The following is a 19,538-nucleotide window of genomic DNA, read 5'->3' as shown; positions in this document are numbered from 1 at the left end:
AATTTGTATAGAGGTGGTCATGAAATGAAGATGAAAAAAACAATTCTTTCCATGTTGGCTCCGACGCTTGTTTTATCGACTTTACTTACTGCATGCGGGGGCACTGCGAGCGAGGATTCAAAGACAAGTAAGGCAGAAGACACGACACCGACAGACATTAGCATTTTTACTACGTTCTTCGGTACGGAGCCTCCTGGTGAGGATAATGTGATTACGAAAGAGATTGAGAAGCGTACCAATACGAAATTGAATATTTCCTGGATTAGTACGGAGGCTGAGCAAAAAGCGAATGTGATGCTCGCATCGGGAGATATTCCAGATTTGATGTTTATCAGCAATATTAATTCGTCGCAGTTTACGTCCATGGTCAATCAAGGCGCCTTTTGGGATGTAACACCTTATTTGAAGGATTATCCAAATTTAATGAAGTTCCCTGAAGATACGTGGATTTACACGCGAATCAATGGGAAGAACTTTGGAATTCCCCGTGTGCGGCCAACGGAAGGCGGCAGCTTTCCTTATGTTCGTAAGGACTGGCTGGATAAGCTCGGTTTGAAGACACCAACGAATATGGATGAAGTTTATGAGGTGATCAAAGCCTTTGTAGAAAAAGACCCCGATGGCAATGGCAAGGCGGACACTGTCGGAATGGTCGGACTTGCAAGTGAAACAAGCATGAACACGCTTGCTTGGGTCGAGAACATTTTCAATAAGGCGAATGGCGAATATGCCATGGTGGATGGAAAGCTGATCAATAAAAACATTTTACCTGGAACACGCGAGGCGCTTGTCTGGCTCAATAAGGCGTATAAAGAGAAGCTGATTCCTCAAGACTTTGCTGTATTAAAATCGGCACAGGCTTCGTCTATGATGAAATCCAATAAAGGCGGTATGTATTACGGTCCGCCTGAAGCTGCTTGGCCAGATGTCGAAGATCTAAGGAAATTAGGCGTGAAAGAAGCGGATACATTGCCGCTAATCTCACTTAATGGCGTAACATTCCGAGATGCAGGCTTTTTCGGCATGTACGCAATCCCGAAAACGGTGCCAGAGGCGAAGTTGAAGAAAATATTGAAATTTATGGATTACGGTGCATCTGACGAAGGGTCTACGCTAGGGAATTATGGTATTAAGGATACCCATTACAAAGAAGAAAATGGGATTAAAATCGCAACGCCGCAAGCAACGAAAGATGTGGTATCTTCACAGTCTTTTGGACAAATCTATCAAAGTTATGATAAATATTTCCGGGCGTATCGTGTCGGTATGGATGCTGTAACTTTTGAGCGTAACAAGAAAATTATTGATGAGCGGGCAAAGGTGAGTATCCCCGATTACGGCAAAGGTCTGTACTCGGTAACAGATGAGAAGCTGGGAGCGGATTATACCAAGAAGCTTATTGCTCTGAAAGTGAAAGTCATTATGGGCAAAGAGCCAATCGGGGCTTGGGACGCCTATGTGGATCAATTGAAGAACGATGCCAACTTTAAGAAAATTGAGACGGAGATTAACGAAGCTTACAACGTTAGAATGGGCAAAAAATAACGAGTTTGGGGAAGGGGATAGAGGCGGTGGCTTCCACGATGACTACATTTGGCGACATTGAATTGAAATTGGCGGCGTTTCTTATCAGGCAAGATACATCGGCAGTTAGCAGCGATACGGGTGTGAACCGTGAGACATATTTGGACTTGGTTCAGGGGATCGTGGACTATTTCCGAGAACATCAGGATGAGAGAGGGGCGATCTTAGACCCTATTATCGGCGGGGAGAGGCAGTATTCTACGCCCTGTTTTGCAGCGACGACAGCGGCTTTGGTGAAATTCAGAGGAAGAACGGATTTACTGGAGCCATCGTGCAGGGCCATGACGTTCAGTCTCGAGTGTCTCATCGAAGGTAATGCGAAATGCAACAATCATGGGAATTTCTATACAACGCAAATCGTCCATGCCTATATCTGGCTGAAGGATATTGTCGATCCGGCGTTAGTGGCGAAATGGCAGGATATGTTCGCCCAAGTGAAGTCTGAGATTGCCTATCGGCAAGCTTTTCATAACTGGTCGGTGGTCGCTTATGCGGGAGAAGTCATGCGTTTGGAGCAGGGGCTTGGCGGCAATCTGGCAGAGATTGATGAAAATCTCGATATTCAGGTGCCTCTAGTGACAGAGCTCGGCATGTATGTAGATCCGAATGGACCGTTATCCTATGACTTATTCTCTCGTTTATTCTTTCAAATGATGCTGAATCACGGGTATAACGGGCGGCACAAGGAATTTCTAAGCGATGCATCGTTAAAAGGAGCCCTCACATCCTTGTTTATGCAGAGCCCGACAGGGGAAATTCTGTTGGGCGGCCGCAGTGCTCAGCATCAATGGAACGAAGCAGAGCAGTGCTACGTGTTTGAAACGTATGCGAAACATTATCAATCGCTGGGCAATCAAACAATGGCAGGTGCTTTCAAACGGGCAGCCAAGCTGTCGCTTGCTTCTATCACCCGCTGGGTGAGACCAAGCGGTGAGCTGAACATTGTGCGCAACTGGTATGATCCTAGCGAACGTGTGGGCTATGAGGGATATTCGTATCACTCTCAGTACAACTTATTGTGTGGCTTCATGCTGGCGGCCTGTTACGCGCAAGCTGACGACACGATTGTTGAAGAAGAGTGCCCCGCCGAAACAGGCGGGTTCGCTCTCTGGATAGAACCGCATTTTCGAAAGCTAGTGCTGAATGGTGGCGGGTACTACGCTGTTATCCAAACAAAGGGAGAAAGGAACTATAATCCTACGGGCATCATTCGTATTCAAAAACGCGGATTAACACTGCCGATTGGACCTGCGGATATGGTTGCACTGGAGAAAAACCCGGATCAAGGCGCAATTTCTTATGCGATCAGCACGTACTACCGTGACAAATGGCAGCGAACTGCTGATATGACGCGTGGTGAGCTCGATGAGGTGCAGGTGGATATTATGGAAGAGCATCCGGATCGAGTTGTGGCTCAGCTTACGTATATTGGCGGATTATCCGTGAATATTTGGAAACGTACGATTACTTTGGATAAAAACGGTGTGACGGTTGAAGATGAAGGCTCGATGAACTTCCATGAGGAAATTCCCGTTCTATTATTCGACGGTAGGGATGAGTCGGAGGTTACCCTCGAAGGCCGTCAGTCTCAGGTGAGGCTGCGAGATGAAATGCAGCAGGTAGAAATTCTTGAACCTGCGGATGAAGGATTGACGCTGACCGATCGTAATGGGCTGTCTCGGAATGGCAAGCTGGGCTCGCTTATGTATGCAACGAAAGGGAAAAAGACATCGTACCGAGTAACATTAAGCAAATTGTAAATTGAATGAATCTAGGGATAAGGAGTGAATTGGCAATGACACAGATGAGTACACAAACAAGGACTTGGATGGATGAAGCATGGGAGCGTACGGTTGAGAAGGTCAGTCAAACAAGCCGGCGGATTGGAGCAACCTTTCCTCACATTTCAGTGAATGGGAAGTATGACAGTACCAAAGCAGAGTGGTGGACAAGCGGTTTCTGGCCAGGATTGCTTTGGTTGATGTACCGGGAAACCGGCGACGAACAATTCAGGGAATACGCCGCTTCTTGCGAGGAACAACTGGACGCTGTTCTGGAAAATTTTTACCAATTGAGTCATGATATAGGGTTCATGTGGAGTTTGTCAGCCGTTGCTCAATATAAGTTAACAGGAAATGAACAGTCGAAGAGGCGCGGGCTGATTGCGGCAAGTCACTTGGCTGGTCGCTTCAACTTGAAGGGCAGCTTCATCCGTGCTTGGTCGGACAGTGCGATAGAAAGTCGCGCCGGCTGGGCGATTATCGACTGTACCATGAATTTGCCTATTCTGTACTGGGCATCGGAGACTCTGAACGATCCGCGATTTACATACATCGCGGTGGCGCATGCCGACACGGTGCTGCGAGAGTTCGTTCGCGAGGATGGGTCTGTGCGTCATATCGTCTGCTTTGATCCACATACAGGAGATCAGGTGGAGGTTCGTGCAGGACAAGGCTATTCTCAGGACTCTGCATGGTCCCGAGGAAATGCTTGGGCGCTGCATGGTCTTGCGCTAACTTACCGCTATACGAAAGAGCAGCGCTATCTGGATGCCGTGAAACGTATTGCCCACTTTTTCATTTCAGCGCTTCCTGAGGATCATGTTCCTTATTGGGACTTCCGCGCTCCGAAGGAAGAGCAGGACTGTGTAGATACATCAGCAGCAGCGTGTGCAGCTAGCGGACTGCTCGAAATTGCGAATTGGGTTCCCGAACTCGAAGCCGCGCTCTATAGAAAAGCGGGTGAACGTATCATACAATCGCTCTACGAAAACTACGGCGCTTGGGACAGCGAGGAAGAAGGTCTCATTACCAAAGGGACGATCTATTATAAATCCGAACGTTATCCCAATCATGTTCCAATCATTTACGGTGACTTCTTCTTCGTAGAGGCATTGACCAAGCTCAAAGGCCAGAAGGAAGTTCTATGGTAGGCAGGATGAAAGCAGATCAGATGGGAACTGATCACACAGAGTGGCTGGACGAAGCTTGGGAACAGGTCATTCTGAAAATTGGAAAGACAAGTAAGCGCATCGGTGTCAGCTTCCCGCATGCTTCCAAAGAAGGCACGTATGACGCGATGCCTGTTGCTTGGTGGACAGGCGGCTTCTGGCCTGGACTGCTGTGGCTGCTATACAGGGAAACCGGGGATAGCTCGCTGCGAAGGATTGCGGAAGAAGCCGAAGAGTTAATGGACGAAACCTTGCAGCAATTTGATAAAATCGACCATGACGCTGGATTCCTATGGAGCTTGACTAGCGTTGCACAATATAAGCTAGTAGGCAACGAGCAATCCAAACGGCGAGGGCTTGTTGCTGCCAGCCATTTGGCAGGCAGGTTTAACCTGCGAGGGGGATTCATTCGGGCCTGGAATGATAAGCCGACCTCCATTCGGACCGGCTGGTCCATCATTGATACAATGATGAACCTTCCGCTTCTATTTTGGGCATCGAAGACGTTGAATGACCCTAGGTTTGCACATGTTGCAATGGCACATGCGGATACGGTTCTGGAGCATTTCATTGACCCGGATGGAGCTGTGCGTCATATTGTACATTTCGATCCGGAAACAGGCGAGGTCGTAGAGGTCAAAGGAGGACAGGGTTACTCCCCTGTTTCGGCTTGGTCTCGCGGAGCGGCATGGGCGCTGCATGGGATGATTCTGACCTACAACTATACGAAAGAGCCGAGGTATTTGGTTGGGGCTAAGCGGGTTGCTCATTTCTTTATCGCGGGCCTGCGCGAAGATCATGTGCCGCATTGGGACTTCCGAGCACCTGAAGCCAGCCCGCTAGGTCTCGATACTTCAGCTGCAGCTTGTGCAGCAAGCGGTTTGCTCGAAATCGCCAAAGCGGTCGATTCGTCTGAGCAGGAACGATTCCTGCAATCGGCTTCGCGAATCGTCAAATCGCTTTATGAGAATTATGGAACTTGGGATGACGACGGGGAAGAAGGCTTAATCCGAATGGGAACAGTCAATTTCAATTCGGGAAGGTATGTCAATCTGCCGCTTATCTATGGGGATTATTTCTTTGTTGAAGCTCTTGCCAAACTCAGAGGCCAGGAGCAGTTGTTCTGGTAAAAAGAATTGCTTGATTAATCCCGATTCATATCGGGATTTTTTGTTGCGGGTTACTGCGAATTGACGATAATGCGGGTCGATATAAGGTGATGTTAACTGAGATAAAAAACATGATAGGTTACGTGACATAATAGAAATAAAATTTCATAAAAGCCTTTACAAAATGAAATAAAATTTATTATAATGAGGACTATAAGTGAACTTAATTGACATCGAAATATTTATAGAAATAACCATTGAGGATGTTGACTATGTTAAAAGGTGGATTAGTGAGCATAGAAGCTGCTATGGCAAGCTTGAAGCCGAGTGAGCGCAAAGTTGCACAATATATTTTGGAACATCCGCAAGAGGTGGTTAGTCTTTCGGTACAGAAGCTGGCAGAGTTTGCCTGTGTTAGTGAAGCGACAATTATACGACTTTCACGTTCGCTTCATTTCAAAGGATATCAGGAACTTAAGATGCGAATTGCTGGCGATTTATCCCAGCCGTCATTGCCGACAGAGACGTATCAGGAAATTAATGCAAATAGTTCAATTGGGGAACTCATTAGATCCGTTACGACTAACAATATAGTTTCGATTCAAGATACGCTAACCGTGCTCTCGCCGGAAAATGTAGAGAAAGCTATAAAATCGCTAAGTGCTGCAAGGAAAATTGGTGTTTTCGGCGTCGGAGCCTCGGGAGTCATTGCGGAGGATTTCAAGCAAAAACTAACGCGGATCAACCGTTGGTGCGAGATTGGTACGGGGTTCGATTCACAAGCTACGATTGCTGCTAACATGCTTCCTGGTGATGTAGTTTTTGGGATTTCATACACAGGTCAAACAGAAGATATGATTCGTTCGCTCGCTGTTGCTAAGAAGAATGGCGCAGTGGTCATTACGTTGACTAGATTCGGATCTAATCCGGTAGCCGAGCTTGCTGATATTCAGCTGTTTATTAGTACCCTGGAGAAAAGCATTCGCAGCGGGGCGATGGCATCAAGAATTGCCCAACTGAATGTCATAGATATTTTGTATGTTGGAATCGCTGGTTTTCATTACGAGGAAAGTGTGAAATCGCTGGATATGACCCGACAAGCGGTTAGTGTGGGTAAGCGCATTGGATAAAGTGGATCGCTTGGTAAATAGTTGGTTGCAAGAGGGTCTTTTGCCTGGTGTTGTTCTGGATATCACGTTATCGAACCGTGTTCGATTCCAAAAGTCTTATGGTTCTTTCTCCAATGGCAGCGAGGAATGCCCGATCTGCTTAAATACACTGTTTGACATTGCCTCCTTGACGAAGGTAACAGCAACACTGCCGGCGATTCTCATCTTGGTAGCGAAGGGCGAGATTTCCCTAGATAGCCCTGTACAAAAGTACTTGCCTGCATTCCGTCATCCGTTAGTAAGCATACGTCATCTCTTACAGCACGCATCCGGGCTACCTTCGGATTTGCCTGTTCGCCCGCGTGAGGAAAAGCGGCCAGAACTTCTTGCGGAAATTTACGCGCAGGAGCTGCAATATTTGCCGGGTGAAGATATGCGGTATAGCGATCTTGGCATGATCCTGCTTGGGATCATCGTAGAACGTGTAACTGGAGAACAGCTCGATCGCTTCGTTAAGAAGCATGTATTTAATCCACTTGGGATGCGTGATACCGTTTATAATCCGGAAGATAAGCTGATAGAACGAGTGGCTGCTACGGAATTTGTAAATGGATCGTTCATTATAGGCAAAGTTCACGATGAGAAGAGTTTCCAGCTTGGCGGCGTGTCCGGAAGTGCGGGATTGTTCGCTACGGCAGATGATCTGGCACGTTATGCTAGATGGTGGTTAGCACCGGAAAGCCTAGACATACTGCCTCCATGGCTAATGCAAGAAGCAATAAGGCATCCGGTTCGAGGTCGCGGACTAGGCTGGGAGGTTAGCCATGATCCCGCTTTTGTACCTAGTTGCGGTGTGAGTTGGCCTTCACGAAGTTTTGGTCATACAGGCTTCACGGGAACAAGCTTATGGATAGAGCCGGAACAAGGGATAAGCGTGGTATTTTTAACAAATGCCGTTCATCTTGGAAGAAGTAATAAGATTCGAGAATTGCGTCCGATTTTGCATGAAGCGGTTTGGTCCTCTTGTTATTCTGGAGGTTAAACATAGATATGAAAATTAAAGGGAGGCTTTTTCTATGAAACGTTTATTCAGTGGGGCAGTATTAACGATGGTCGCAGCATCCTCCATGCTTGTAGCATGCAGCAGTAACACCGCAACGCCAAGTGCAACCTCTGGTGCAGCAAGTACAGCAAGTACAGCAAGTACTGCACCAACAACAGCAGCACCACAGGATAAAGTAAAGTTGACAATGGGTAGCTGGCGTACAGAAGATACAGAAGCTTACACAAAGATCATTGCTGAGTTCAAAAAGAAAAATCCGAATATTGATATCGAGTTTAAACCGACCAAGAATACGGAGTATAACACAGCTCTGAATACAGGTCTGCAAAGTGGTAACGGTCCTGATATTATTCATCTTCGCCCTTATGCGGCAGGTGCTGCTTTGGCGGATGCCGGCTACTTGGAGCCGCTGACTAATGTTAAAGGCATGGATGTATTCTCGAAAGATACCTTGCTTGCTGCTACGGGTTCCGACGGTAAAGTATACGGTGTTCCAACCGTTTTCAGCTCAACGCAAGTATTTTATAACAAGAAAATCTTCCAAAAGTACAATCTTCAAGAGCCTAAGACTTGGGACGAGCTCCTAAAAACAGCGGATACATTGAAGAAAAATAAGGTAACGCCTTTCGCGTTTGGTTCAAAAGAAGGTTGGATTCTATCGCTGACAGAAGGGACGCTTGGGCCATCTGTTTATGGGACTGATTTCATGAAGAAAATACTTAGCGGTGCTGCGAATTTCAAAAATCCGGAGTATGTGGGTTCGATTAAAATGCTGAAAGAATTGACACCCTATTTCCCAGATAATTATGTAGGAATCGGCATGGACGACATGAGAAATATGTTTGTTACTGAGCAAGCGGCTATGATGGTAATGGGAGATTGGGAGTATGCGGTCATGAAGAAAACCAATCCAGATTTACAAATGGACGTATTCCCAGTTCCGCCAGTGAAGGCAGATGGCAAGCAAACAGTAACCACTTGGGTAGATGGTTCATTCTCCGTGAATGCCAAATCCGCTCATAAACAAGAAGCTCTGAAATTCATGGAGTTTTTGACGACGAAAGAATTCGGATCGCTTGCTGTGAATGAATTGCAAAAACCAAGCACGATTCCAGGCGTAGCAGCAAATGATCCATTGGTAGCCAAAATTGCCAAAAATGCTGATACGATCGCCACGCCTTACGCAGCAGTCGTTTATTTTAATGCAGGTAACCCGACGACGAAAGCGACATTGGAAAATTCAATCCAAGGTATGTACTTGAACAAATTAACACCGGAGCAAGTGACAGAGGAAGTTCAAAAGAGTGCAGATACCTGGTTTAAACCAAAGAAATAAGTAAAGAAAAGGTGTTGGGGACATGAATAACTTGGCCAAAACGTCCGGGTGGAAAAAGGGAGCAGTTCATCTGTTCCCTGTCCCTGCCCTCGCAGTGTATATAATGTTCGTTATTTACCCGATTCTTTCCGCGTTTGGTTACAGCTTCTATGATTGGAAAGGTCTCGTCCGTGGAGAGTTCGTTGGTGTAGGCAATTTTGTAAGCTTGTTTACGAAAGAGCCGTTCAATCACCTGTTTTGGAACGCATTTGGCCATAATCTTTATTATTTTGCCGTAGAGATGGCTGTGCAAAATGTACTTGCTTTTGTGCTTGCTTATCTTGTTTATAGTAAACTTAAAGGTTCTAATTTCTTGAAAATGGCTTATTTCTTACCGAGGTTGCTATCTGTCATCGTGGTAGGTTTCTTGTGGAAGCTCATGTTGAACCCGAATAATGGTGTCGTGAATGTCATGCTCAAAAAAATAGGTCTTGTTTCATGGGCCAAGCCTTGGCTGGGGGACCCGGCTACGGCGTTAACCTCGATAACAATCGTCAATAGTTGGTTTGGCGTTGGTTTCTCGATGCTAATCTTTCTTGCCGGTTTACATGCGATTTCTACGGAAGTGATTGAAGCAGCTAGGTTGGATGGCGTTAAAGGTTTTCGATTAATTCGCTCAATCATCCTGCCTATGATGAGTCAGTCTCTGATTATTATAACTGTATTTACGTTTATCCATGCTTTCGAAGCCTTCGAGTTGATCTATGCAATGGAAGGCTCGCAAGGTGAGCCTTATAACTCGACAGATACGTTGGCTGTATTCTTTTATCGCATTGCATTTGGCGGCTCGTCTGGCGGAGATTCGGTTGCACTTGGTCTTGGCTCTGCACTAGCTGTTGTATTATTTTTCATTATTGCAACGATTTCCGCTTTGTTCCTGTACTTCACTAGGAACCAATCGGCTCAGCATTAAAACAGGAGGCGGACCATGAAAACCAACAAATCAGTTCGGGGACTCCAATACGCTGCGGCGTATCTGGGGGCACTGGTCAGTTTGTATCCGATTTTTCTGATGCTGACCTCCTCGTTGAAAACGAATATCCAAATTTTGAAGAATCCGATGTCACTGCCAACTTCCATATCATTTGCGGCCTACAGTAAATTAGTGCATCAAATACCATTCTTCTCTTATTTCTGGAATAGCCTTGTAGTTAGTGTTGTGTCAGTGGTTCTCATTTTGCTATTTGGTGTTATGGCTTCCTTCTATATTGCCAGATATCCGTTCCGCTGGAATGGAGCCTTGTTCTTTTTCTTTCTCTTGGGCATGATGATACCTATTAAACTCGGGATCGTACCTTTGTTTCTTTTAATGAAGAAACTCTCGATGTTAAATAGTATTTGGTCGTTGGTTAGTGTGTATACGGCGATCGGAATGCCACTCGCGATTCTAATCTTAACAGGCTTCTTCCGAACACTCCCAAAAGAGTTGGAAGAAGCGGCACGCATCGATGGTTCCTCTGATTTTGGTGTTATGTGGCATGTTTTACTGCCTTTAATCCGGCCTGCGCTTGGGACTGTGATGATTATGAATTTTATCATGGCATGGAATGATTTCTTTTTCCCGCTTATTTTCATACAAGAAGATACGAAGAAGACCATTCCGGTCGGCATGTTATCCTTGTTCGGGCAGTACTCGACAGACTTAAGCATGCTGTTCGCTGGACTAACCTTAGCTTCTGTGCCTATGATGATTATTTTCTTCTTGGCTTCCAAGCAGTTCATGGAAGGTATGACGGCAGGGGCGGTAAAATAATTCAGTTTTGAAAAAAAGGCAAAAAAAGAACCTCCAAGTCCGCGAAAGTAGTGGAACTGGAGGTTCTTTTATTTATAACGTTAATTAGCTGTTCACGACGGGTCCGGCTGTAACGATTTCCTGCAGGCGCTCCTGCAGATTGTCGGTGCAAACACCGCCATGGAAGGCAATGATCGCTTCAAGCTCCAGTTCTTGGAACTTGGCGATGGATGCTAGTGCTGTTTCTTGATCCGGTGTGTAGGCTGGATTATAGGATTGCAGAACGCCGTCCTTCGCTGTTAGAGCATCGCCTGCCATCAGGGTTTTGCTCGGGATATGATAGTAAGAGGTATGATCCGGCGTGTGGCCTGGCGAATAGATGACTCGAATGCCGCCAGCAAAAGGTAGAATATCGCCATCATGCAGCGCGACGTCGACCTTGACAGGCGTGGCGTGCTTTTTGCTCTTAACGAGCGGGATTTCACCAGCCAGATAAGGTACGGCCGTTTCGTGGGCAAGCACTTGAACCTGGTTTCCTAAGGCTTGTACCAGCGCTGGCAAGCTGCCGATATGATCCATGTCTTGGTGAGTAATGATAATTTTGGTCAACTTCTCGAAAGGAATCGACAATTCCTCGAACGCGGCACGAATCAGATCCAGTTGGCCGGGGATACCGGTATCGATGAGAATGACGTCTTGATCGTCCCACAGGATGGTTGGGATGAAGGGGTTGCTGCTGTTTGCTGCGCCTAGCTGAATAGTTGTAATGCCTGAGCCCAATTGAACCAATTCGAACACCGCCTAATTAAGATTGGATACTCTCTTATTATTCCTTTATTACTGTAGAAAAACAAGTTCTGCGTATTGGGATAAAAGGGAGGGGGCGAGGAGGTGGGGACTAGTATTTGGATGTAAACACTTAAATGTCACATTTGTGATATGTATATGTTATATATGAGAAAAGTAACGCTAAAATTCCAGATTTTCCTATGTAATCTAGATATTAAATAGATAGAAAATCTAGCGAATCTTCACGTAAAATAGCGATAAACTTAATTGTAAGCGTTTAAACTGATATGTTATGTGTTTGATAAATAATATAACATAAAATAAAATTGAGTTGAGTTTAAACGTTTAAATTCAAAAATACCTAACATGGAGGTTTTCTTACGTGACATTTATTCATGAAAGTAAACTCAGCAAAAAGGTCCTCATCCCGTTACTTGTCTTGGCTCTCTTTAGTATGATGTTGGTATTTATGAATCCGACCTCTGCGAGTGCGGCTGCGGCGATTCCTCCGCTATCCGACAGCAGAAATCCTCAATTGCCTAACGTTATCGTCATCGCAACCGGTGGAACGCTTGCAGGTAAAGCAACGGATGCAACCAGCTTTCAAACCTATCAAGCAGGAACGTATCTGATGTCTGACTTGGTAAATCAATTGCCGAATAAAGATAAAATTGCTAATGTGAACACCTATCAATTTGGAAATAAAGGGTCAGGCAGTTACTCCATAGGCGACTTGTACGATCTATCACTTGCTGTGGATCAGGCATTGGAAGTCTATGATGGCGTGGTTGTTACCTCCGGGACAGATACGATGGAAGAAATCGCGTATTTCCTTGACCTCACGGTTAGAAGTGAAAAGCCGGTTGTCGTCACTGGAGCTATGAGGCCTTGGGACGTCATCGGAACTGACGGTCCGGCGAACCTGTACAACGCCATTAAGCTTGCAGGCAGTGGAAAAACAAAATCGTTTGGTACCGTCCTTATGCTGAATGACACCATTCAGGCAGCCAGAGAAGTGACCAAAACGAATGCTCACCGTATGGATACTTTTGAAACGCCAATCCTTGGTGCGCTTGGTTATATCGATGAAACGAATATTAGTATCTATCGTGCAACGGCTAGAGCACTTAAAGCTGGTGAAGCTGATTGGGCGACTCCATTCGACTTGAAGAGCATTACCAAGGACAAGCTGCCTGCCGTAGAAATTGCTTTTGCCTATCAAGATGCTGGAGGCGGTGCAATTAACGGTCTGGTAGCCGACGGCGTCAAGGGTATTGTGACGGCTGGAACAGGTGCGGGCGGTATTTCATCGAAGATGAGCGCAGCGCGCAACAATGCTATTAAGCAAGGCGTTATTTTCGTGACAACGACACGCACAGGTTCAGGTACCATGTATCCTAGCTCAAGTAACGGCATCATCGCCGGAGACAGCTTGAACGCGCAGCATGCTAGAATTATGCTTTTACTTTCTATGGCATTTTCAAGTGATTTTAATGTGATAAAAGGTTGGTTTGGCACTTATGGTACCCAAGATGTGGAAGAGGCATCATAATTCAGCGGGAGGTAAGGTTTAATGAATGATATGTATCATCCGAATCTCAAAAGAAGCCTGATCCCGCTCTATTTCTTGTCTCTGGTACTGCTGCTGTCTGTTATGTTGATCCATCCGTTAAAAGCGGGTGCGGCGGAAGCTTCGGGAACTGTTTTTCCGATTCCCCCGCTTTCCGATAACAGAGACATTCAGCTGCCTAACGTTGTTGTGATCGCAACCGGTGGAACATTGGCAGGTAAAGCAAGGGATGCAACGAGTTTTCAAACCTATCAGGCAGGAACGTATCTAATGTCTGACCTTGTAAATCAACTGCCGAATAAAAACAAAGTTGCGAATGTGAATACATATCAATTCGGGAATAAAGGTTCTGGCAGCTACTCGATGGGCGATTTATACGACCTTTCACTTGCGGTAGATCAGGCATTAGAAGCATATGACGGCGTGGTCGTTACCACTGGAACAGACACCATGGAGGAGATTGCTTATTTTCTTGACCTCACGGTAAGAAGTGAAAAGCCGGTCGTTGTCACTGGTGCTATGAGACCCTGGGACGTCATCGGAACAGATGGTCCAGCGAATTTGTATAATGCAATTAAGCTTGCGGGCAGCGGTAAAACGAAATCATTCGGCACCGTTGTCATGCTGAATGACATCATTCAAGCGGCAAGGGATGTAACCAAAACAAATGCGCAGCGCATGGATACGTTCGAAACACCGATTCTAGGTGCACTTGGTTATATTGATGAGACTAACATACGTATATATCGCACCACTGCGAAAAGATTTAAAGCAGGTCGAGCCGATTGGGCAACCCCGTTTGACTTGAAAAAAATTACTAAGGATAAACTTCCGGCAGTAGAAATCGTTTATGGCTACCAAGACAGTTCAACTGGTGCTATTAAAGGGTTTGTGGGGGAAGGAGCGAAGGGGATTGTGACCGCTGGCACGGGCGCAGGAGGAATTTCGTCCAAGATGAGCACGGCCCGTAGTAATGCCATCAAACAAGGCGTTATTTTCGTCACCACAACAAGAACCGGATCGGGCACGATGTACCCAAGCGGTGGCAACGGTATTATTGCCGGAGACAGCTTAAATCCGCAGCATGCCAGAATCATGCTTCTGTTGTCATTAGCTTTTTCTAACGATTTTAATACAATCAAGAATTGGTTTGGCACTGTCGGGACTCAAGCAATTCAACTCAAGACACAAGCGCCTGATATCGAGGCTCCCGTGTGGCCGCAAGACAGTACGCTTCAGGCTACGAATGTTGCACAGAACAGCCTGACATTAAGTTGGCCGGAAGCATCGGATAATATTGGCGTGAAGCAATATCGTATTTATGATACGGGAAGCGGCACGGTGGTTGGGAATGTCTATGCTTCGGTAACTAATGGCGTATATTCATCCGTTTCTAACGTTGTTTATTCCTCAGTTACAGGAAATGTTTATTCGTTTAATCTCAGTTCACTTACGGCAGGTACCGCCTATACGTTTAGTGTTACAGCGATAGATGCGGCAGGTAATGAGAGTATCGGACTTAGCAAAACGATTCAGACTTCACCAAGAAGTTCATCAGACTCATCAGGTTCGAGTTCAGGCTCGGCTGCCGAATCCGACAAGCTAGATGTAACGGTTCCAGCAGGCAGCACTCGCAGCGTAAGTTGGAAGGATGCCATTTGGATTACGATACCTGAAGGAGCGACAGGTCAAGAGCTTCGATTAACAGTTGAGGCCTTGCAAAATGTAAGTGGATTCGTTAGCGATAGCAGTAAGCTGCTCAGCTCCGTTTTTGAGATATTGAAGAATTTCACGCAGAACTTCGACAAGCCAGTGAGCATCTCGCTCTTGTTCGATCCTGCTAAGCTTGGTCAAAATCAGCAGCCGTCTGTTTTTTATTACGATGAAACCAAAAAGTCATGGATTGAAATTGGCGGAACCGTAGTGGATAACAAAATAACAGTGGAAGTTGAACACTTTACGAAGTTTGCTGTATTTGCTGTGGACAAACCGAAGAGTCCAGTGAGTACGGAATTTTCCTTCACGGATACAGCTGGACATTGGGCGATACTTGACATCAAGCAAGCTGTAACGCTGAAAATCATCAGCGGTTATGCAGACGGAACGTTCAAACCTGACAATCAGGTTACGAGAGCCGAGTTTGCCGTCATGCTGATGAACGCGCTGAAGGTGGACAAAAAGGGTAAAGTGCTCGAATTCACAGATAAGCAGCAGATCCCTTTGTGGGCAGAAGCTGCGGTGGCTCAAGCGGTAGATTTGGGAATCATCCAAGGGTACGAGGATCAGACTTTCCGGCCGGACAGCTTGATTTCCCGCGTGGAAATGGTGTCTATGATTTCGGCGGCTCTGGGTTCGACGCCAGCATCGCAAGCGACAACCGGCTTTGCCGATGACGAAGATATCCCAGCATGGGCGAAAGGCAAGGTAGAAAGTATTCGCTTATTGGGCATTATCGACGGACGCAGCGGTAATAAGTTCGAGCCTGCGGATACGGCTACACGGGCAGAAGCTGTTAAGGTGCTTATGAAAATGCTGCAGCGGAAATAAGAGATGAAAAAGCCACCCTTCGGGGTGGCTTTTCTATCTTTTATTCCACAACTATTACACGCTTAGCAGCGTTTGGCTTAGGTTTGCGATTTCTCTCAATCCATATCGTGCAACCAAGGAGAGCAAGAAGTCCCACGCAAATGAAGAGAGGGAACCAGATTTTTGCAAATCGACCCGCCTCCATAATCGCCAGCATCACAAGTGTTGGCAGCAATGGCTCGCCGTAAGCTTTCCACCAGTTAAGGGCAAACTTTTCATAGTAATAAAATCCGATCATTGTCAGGGCAGACACAGCCCAGCCTCCGGTATAAATCCAAACAGCAAGCACAGGGCTGCTGGCAGCAACCATTGGGACGAAAATAACAACGAAAATCCCGGCGGCAATCATAACCCAGAAGGTGGATTTCGTCTTGCCAATACCTGCCATAATACTACCGCCAAGACGGCCAACGGAAGAGAAGAGAACCCCTAGCGCCATTAGACGGATGTATGTAGCAGAATCACCTGTTGAATATTCCGAACCAAACAAAAATCCATTTATTTGACTTGGATATAAACAAATGATTGCGGTTAACGGATAAAGCAAGAGGTTATTGTAACGGATACAACTCGTCCCGCGAAGCTTGCTTTCCTCAACATCCTGAGCCTTCTCTGCGACAAAGGGCAGTGTGACGATCATGAACGCCCATGTGATGATGCCAATAAAGCCGGTAATTCGGAAACCGTTTGCTAAATAACCTACGGCCAATACAGAGCTTGAACCGACCATCATGACGAGAAAAGGCTGCTGGAAAGCCTTCGCAATATTGCCGGCCCAGGTTGGCAGTCCGTACGCCAGCATGCTTTTAACCTCCTTAATCGGAAGAGGACCGAACCATAGAGGTTTATGCACACGTTCAACTTTGATACAAATAATAAAGGCAGTCAGGAGTGCTCCTACGCCCATCCAAAGTGAAATGCTTTCCAGTAAATTCATACTGCCACGCGGTAGAAGCACGCCAAGTACCGTACCGAGCGTTGACAGCGCTGTCGTAATAACCATAAAGAAGGCTTGCGTTCCGAAATCGCGGTTTCCTGAGAAGGAAGCAACGCCAATATTTAGAATCGAGTTGAAAATAAACATAATAGCGCTCAGCAGCAAAGCGCCTCGAAGCTCTGGCAAGTGGTAGTAGTTCGCTAACAGCGGAGCTAATGCGGTGAGCAGCAATCCGATGAGAAGGCTGAAAATCGTACTGCCTGTCAAGGCGACACGGAAATTCGTTTGAACCGCTTCCAGTGGTTTGCGCGAAAACGCATAGATTAAGGAAGAGTTGAAGCCAAAATTGAGAAATAGCGACAACATCCCGAAGATTTGCAGCAACAGGTTAACCTCGCCAAACCGATCTGGGTCGCCTAGCTCCCGGGCGAGTACGATGCTGCCCACGGTTTGCAGCATTTGATTGATAAAAAGTCCGAGTCCGATGATAGACACATTTCGAAGTAAAAAACGTTGTGTTTCTGTTAATTGGAATCGCTGTGTTCGCATGGGGACGTCCCCTTCTCCGTGGATTAGGTCTAACGTTGAGATATTCAAAGCGTATCAAACACATCCGTGTATGACAAACGAAGGATTTGAAGGAAAACGGAGAAAAACAAAGATATTCGATGTTTTTGAGGGGTTGTTAATTCCTGTAAGAGTAATATGAGTATTGTGTAAACGACAATATAATGAAATTGAGAATCTTGTATACTTGAAATAACATCCGGGTGTTGTCACACAATGTTAGAGGATAATTGGCGGTAGCGAATTTTGGAGTCGAAATAAGTTAATTTGGAGGAATGACGTACAATGTTCATCAATGACAAGAACTTAGGAAGTCAGCTTATTCAATGGCAGGCCCACCAAAACTCGAATTCTGAAGTGCCGGAGAACACGATGGCAGCGATGAATTATGCTTGGGAGCTAGGGGGAATTCCGGAAATCGATATCAGGCAAACCGCAGATGGCATTATTATCGGGTTGCATGACGCAACACCGAAGCGAACACTGTCCGTTCCTGAAGCGGATCAAGACAAGATGATCTCTGAACTCACTTTTGATCAGATTCAACAATGGGATGCCGGCGTGAAGTTTGGGGAGCAGTTCCGTATGGAGAAGGTTCCTTCGCTCGAGCAAGTCTTGGCTGTTTTGTCCGAGCATCCCGATCGCGAGCTCTATCTGGACTTCAAACAGGTGGATTTGGAGGTGCTGGCTGGGCTGATTCGGGATTACGGCGTAGCCCGGCAGATTATTTTTGCCCATAATAGTCATGAGAACTGTAAGGCTGTTAAGCGGTTAGTTCCTGAGGTTAGAGCGATGTTGTGGATTCCTGCACGTTCCTCGGAAACAGCGATGCAAACATTCACCGATGTACGTCAAACTGGGTTTGATTCCCTTGATATTGTTCAGCTTCATCTGCCAGATGCCGAAGAGAAGCAGCCGTGGCGCTACAAACTACAGAAGACGTTTATTCAAGATGCTCTTGTTCATCTGGCAGAAGCGGGATTGGAATTGGAAGTGCTGCCGTTCAAATTTGAACAGGAAGACTTATTCGAGCTGCTTAACATGGGAATCCGGCGATTTGCGGTTGACGAGCCAAGTGTATTTGTTGATTTACTGAATCGCTATGTTGATTAGTAACGTGCATCCATATTGCTAAAAAGATTCATTCAGGCAACAATTTTCTCGATATTTCGCATCATCACTTTTAAAAACATGAATTCATTTTGGCTTAGCTCCGTGCTTTGTCCCTTATATTCAATTGTTGAATTGGTTATATGTAATTTCAAGCCGCGATGGGCGAATCGTTTTTTATAGGTACATCACCGGCAGGTAAGCGCGCTGAGGCCATTATAATATCCTAACTCTGAGTTCTAGATAAAAGAAATATAATTGGCACATTAAAAAAGCAAGTAACACATCTGCTTTGCCCACAATATGATGTGTCTAGAATAGTCTAAAAGAGGGTGAGCCGATGGCAGTCGTAAAGGCCAGGAATCAGGATATTGATATGTTGGCTAGGTTGCTTCGAGCGGAAGCTGTGGGTGAAGGCGAAATGGGAATGCTCCTTGTGGGCAATGTCGGTGTTAACCGAATCAGAGCGAATTGCTCCGATTTCAAAGGAATCCGGACAATTCCCCAAATGATTAACCAGCCGCATGCGTTTGAAGCACTGCTTCATGGTATGTACTATCAAAATGCAAGGGATAGAGAACGCCGTCTGGCGCGCCGGGCTGTGAATGGGGAGCGGCATTGGCCGGGCAAATTCTCCCTCTGGTATTTCCGCCCAGGAACGGCTCAAAATCCACAGCCATGTCCATCAACCTGGTACAATCAGCCGCACGTTGGGCGATACAAGCTTCACTGTTTTTATGAGCCGACCGCGAAAGAATGCGAAAATGTGTATAATACGTTTTAATTTTTAGGGATCTAGATGTTAAGTGGTTAGGAAGAAGAGCCGTTTCTCTCTGAGAAACGGTTCTTTTTATTATGGCTTGCTTTGATAGGTGCTAATGCGATTTCCACAATCCCATGTTGTTGCCTAATCCTCTGAAAGATATTAAAGTTATTATATGGAGTTGGATAAATGGTAGGTGATAGGAGTCGATGAATGGTCCTATAATTGGGACCGTGCTGATACGGGAGAGGGAACTGTGATCCGCTATTTTGCTGAAAAGTCGGAATTTGCAAG

General features: G+C 46.0%; 15 protein-coding genes. 13 read left to right on the top strand and 2 right to left on the bottom strand.

Annotated elements, in window-relative coordinates; all coding sequences use genetic code 11:
• The first annotated feature begins 24 nt into the window (after positions 1–24).
• From AC58UW_RS28720 to AC58UW_RS28680, 9 genes are all read left to right on the top strand, one after another.
• Positions 25–1,545 (top strand): type 2 periplasmic-binding domain-containing protein, encoded by a 1,521-nt coding sequence (locus tag AC58UW_RS28720; protein WP_497423979.1) that lies wholly within the window; start codon positions 25–27, stop codon positions 1,543–1,545.
• A gap of 26 nt (positions 1,546–1,571) precedes the next feature.
• Positions 1,572–3,344, top strand: a complete 1,773-nt coding sequence (locus AC58UW_RS28715; RefSeq protein ID WP_497423978.1) for a hypothetical protein — start codon at positions 1,572–1,574, stop codon at positions 3,342–3,344.
• 44 nt (positions 3,345–3,388) lie between these two features.
• Complete coding sequence (locus AC58UW_RS28710) at positions 3,389–4,516, top strand: glycoside hydrolase family 88 protein (protein ID WP_497424002.1); 1,128 nt, start codon at positions 3,389–3,391, stop codon at positions 4,514–4,516.
• Positions 4,510–5,664, top strand: coding sequence for a glycoside hydrolase family 88 protein (locus tag AC58UW_RS28705; RefSeq protein ID WP_497423977.1), 1,155 nt, complete (start codon positions 4,510–4,512; stop codon positions 5,662–5,664). The genes AC58UW_RS28710 and AC58UW_RS28705 overlap by 7 nt, the downstream gene beginning before the upstream one ends.
• A 251-nt stretch (positions 5,665–5,915) precedes the next feature.
• Positions 5,916–6,773, top strand: coding sequence for a MurR/RpiR family transcriptional regulator (locus AC58UW_RS28700; RefSeq protein ID WP_497423976.1), 858 nt, complete (start codon positions 5,916–5,918; stop codon positions 6,771–6,773).
• The gene (locus tag AC58UW_RS28695; protein ID WP_497423975.1) at positions 6,751–7,794 is read left to right on the top strand and encodes a serine hydrolase domain-containing protein; all 1,044 of its coding nucleotides are present in this window, start codon (positions 6,751–6,753) and stop codon (positions 7,792–7,794) included. Before AC58UW_RS28700 ends, AC58UW_RS28695 begins: the two co-directional genes overlap by 23 nt.
• A 34-nt stretch (positions 7,795–7,828) precedes the next feature.
• Positions 7,829–9,151, top strand: a complete 1,323-nt coding sequence (locus tag AC58UW_RS28690; RefSeq protein WP_497423974.1) for an ABC transporter substrate-binding protein — start codon at positions 7,829–7,831, stop codon at positions 9,149–9,151.
• Between the two features lie 22 nt (positions 9,152–9,173).
• Positions 9,174–10,103: a carbohydrate ABC transporter permease gene (locus tag AC58UW_RS28685; RefSeq protein WP_497423973.1), complete on the top strand. Its 930-nt coding sequence runs from the start codon at positions 9,174–9,176 to the stop codon at positions 10,101–10,103.
• 15 nt (positions 10,104–10,118) lie between these two features.
• On the top strand, positions 10,119–10,943 hold the full coding sequence (locus AC58UW_RS28680) for a carbohydrate ABC transporter permease (RefSeq protein WP_497423972.1): 825 nt from the start codon (positions 10,119–10,121) through the stop codon (positions 10,941–10,943).
• An 84-nt stretch (positions 10,944–11,027) separates the two neighbouring features.
• On the opposite strand, the gene AC58UW_RS28675 is transcribed toward AC58UW_RS28680, so the two are convergent.
• Positions 11,028–11,720, bottom strand: coding sequence for an MBL fold metallo-hydrolase (locus AC58UW_RS28675; RefSeq protein WP_497423971.1), 693 nt, complete (start codon positions 11,718–11,720; stop codon positions 11,028–11,030).
• Between the two features lie 373 nt (positions 11,721–12,093).
• Here AC58UW_RS28675 and AC58UW_RS28670 point away from each other — a divergent pair, with 373 nt between their 5' ends.
• On the top strand, positions 12,094–13,263 hold the full coding sequence (locus AC58UW_RS28670; RefSeq protein WP_497423970.1) for an asparaginase: 1,170 nt from the start codon (positions 12,094–12,096) through the stop codon (positions 13,261–13,263).
• A gap of 21 nt (positions 13,264–13,284) precedes the next feature.
• Complete coding sequence (locus AC58UW_RS28665; protein ID WP_497423969.1) at positions 13,285–15,828, top strand: asparaginase domain-containing protein; 2,544 nt, start codon at positions 13,285–13,287, stop codon at positions 15,826–15,828.
• Between the two features lie 40 nt (positions 15,829–15,868).
• Here AC58UW_RS28665 and AC58UW_RS28660 read toward each other — a convergent pair whose 3' ends face one another.
• Positions 15,869–17,353, bottom strand: a complete 1,485-nt coding sequence (locus tag AC58UW_RS28660) for an oligosaccharide flippase family protein (protein ID WP_497423968.1) — start codon at positions 17,351–17,353, stop codon at positions 15,869–15,871.
• Positions 17,354–17,656: 303 nt separating this feature from the next.
• Here AC58UW_RS28660 and AC58UW_RS28655 point away from each other — a divergent pair, with 303 nt between their 5' ends.
• Both AC58UW_RS28655 and AC58UW_RS28650 read left to right on the top strand, forming a co-directional pair.
• Entirely contained in the window at positions 17,657–18,484 is an 828-nt protein-coding gene (locus tag AC58UW_RS28655; RefSeq protein ID WP_497423967.1) for a glycerophosphodiester phosphodiesterase, read from the top strand.
• A 337-nt stretch (positions 18,485–18,821) separates the two neighbouring features.
• Positions 18,822–19,265 carry a cell wall hydrolase gene (locus AC58UW_RS28650; protein ID WP_497423966.1) on the top strand — a complete coding sequence of 148 codons (444 nt, stop codon included), beginning with the start codon at positions 18,822–18,824 and terminating at the stop codon, positions 19,263–19,265.
• Positions 19,266–19,538: the final 273 nt, after the last annotated feature.

It is taken from the genome of Paenibacillus sp. J22R160 (assembly GCF_059692135.1).
This window is presented reverse-complemented; position numbering and strand designations above follow the sequence as displayed.

What these genes read in the sequence shown, in the direction of transcription:
- AC58UW_RS28720 (WP_497423979.1), top strand. Translation starts at nt 25, where the DNA reads ATGAAGATGAAAAAAACAATTCTTTCCATGTTGGCTCCGACGCTTGTT.
- AC58UW_RS28710 (WP_497424002.1), top strand. Translation starts at nt 3,389, where the DNA reads ATGAGTACACAAACAAGGACTTGGATGGATGAAGCATGGGAGCGTACG.
- AC58UW_RS28705 (WP_497423977.1), top strand. Translation starts at nt 4,510, where the DNA reads ATGGTAGGCAGGATGAAAGCAGATCAGATGGGAACTGATCACACAGAG.
- AC58UW_RS28700 (WP_497423976.1), top strand. Translation starts at nt 5,916, where the DNA reads ATGTTAAAAGGTGGATTAGTGAGCATAGAAGCTGCTATGGCAAGCTTG.
- AC58UW_RS28690 (WP_497423974.1), top strand. Translation starts at nt 7,829, where the DNA reads ATGAAACGTTTATTCAGTGGGGCAGTATTAACGATGGTCGCAGCATCC.
- AC58UW_RS28685 (WP_497423973.1), top strand. Translation starts at nt 9,174, where the DNA reads ATGAATAACTTGGCCAAAACGTCCGGGTGGAAAAAGGGAGCAGTTCAT.
- AC58UW_RS28680 (WP_497423972.1), top strand. Translation starts at nt 10,119, where the DNA reads ATGAAAACCAACAAATCAGTTCGGGGACTCCAATACGCTGCGGCGTAT.
- AC58UW_RS28665 (WP_497423969.1), top strand. Translation starts at nt 13,285, where the DNA reads ATGAATGATATGTATCATCCGAATCTCAAAAGAAGCCTGATCCCGCTC.
- AC58UW_RS28660 (WP_497423968.1), bottom strand. Translation starts at nt 17,353, where the DNA reads ATGCGAACACAGCGATTCCAATTAACAGAAACACAACGTTTTTTACTT.
- AC58UW_RS28655 (WP_497423967.1), top strand. Translation starts at nt 17,657, where the DNA reads ATGTTCATCAATGACAAGAACTTAGGAAGTCAGCTTATTCAATGGCAG.
- AC58UW_RS28650 (WP_497423966.1), top strand. Translation starts at nt 18,822, where the DNA reads ATGGCAGTCGTAAAGGCCAGGAATCAGGATATTGATATGTTGGCTAGG.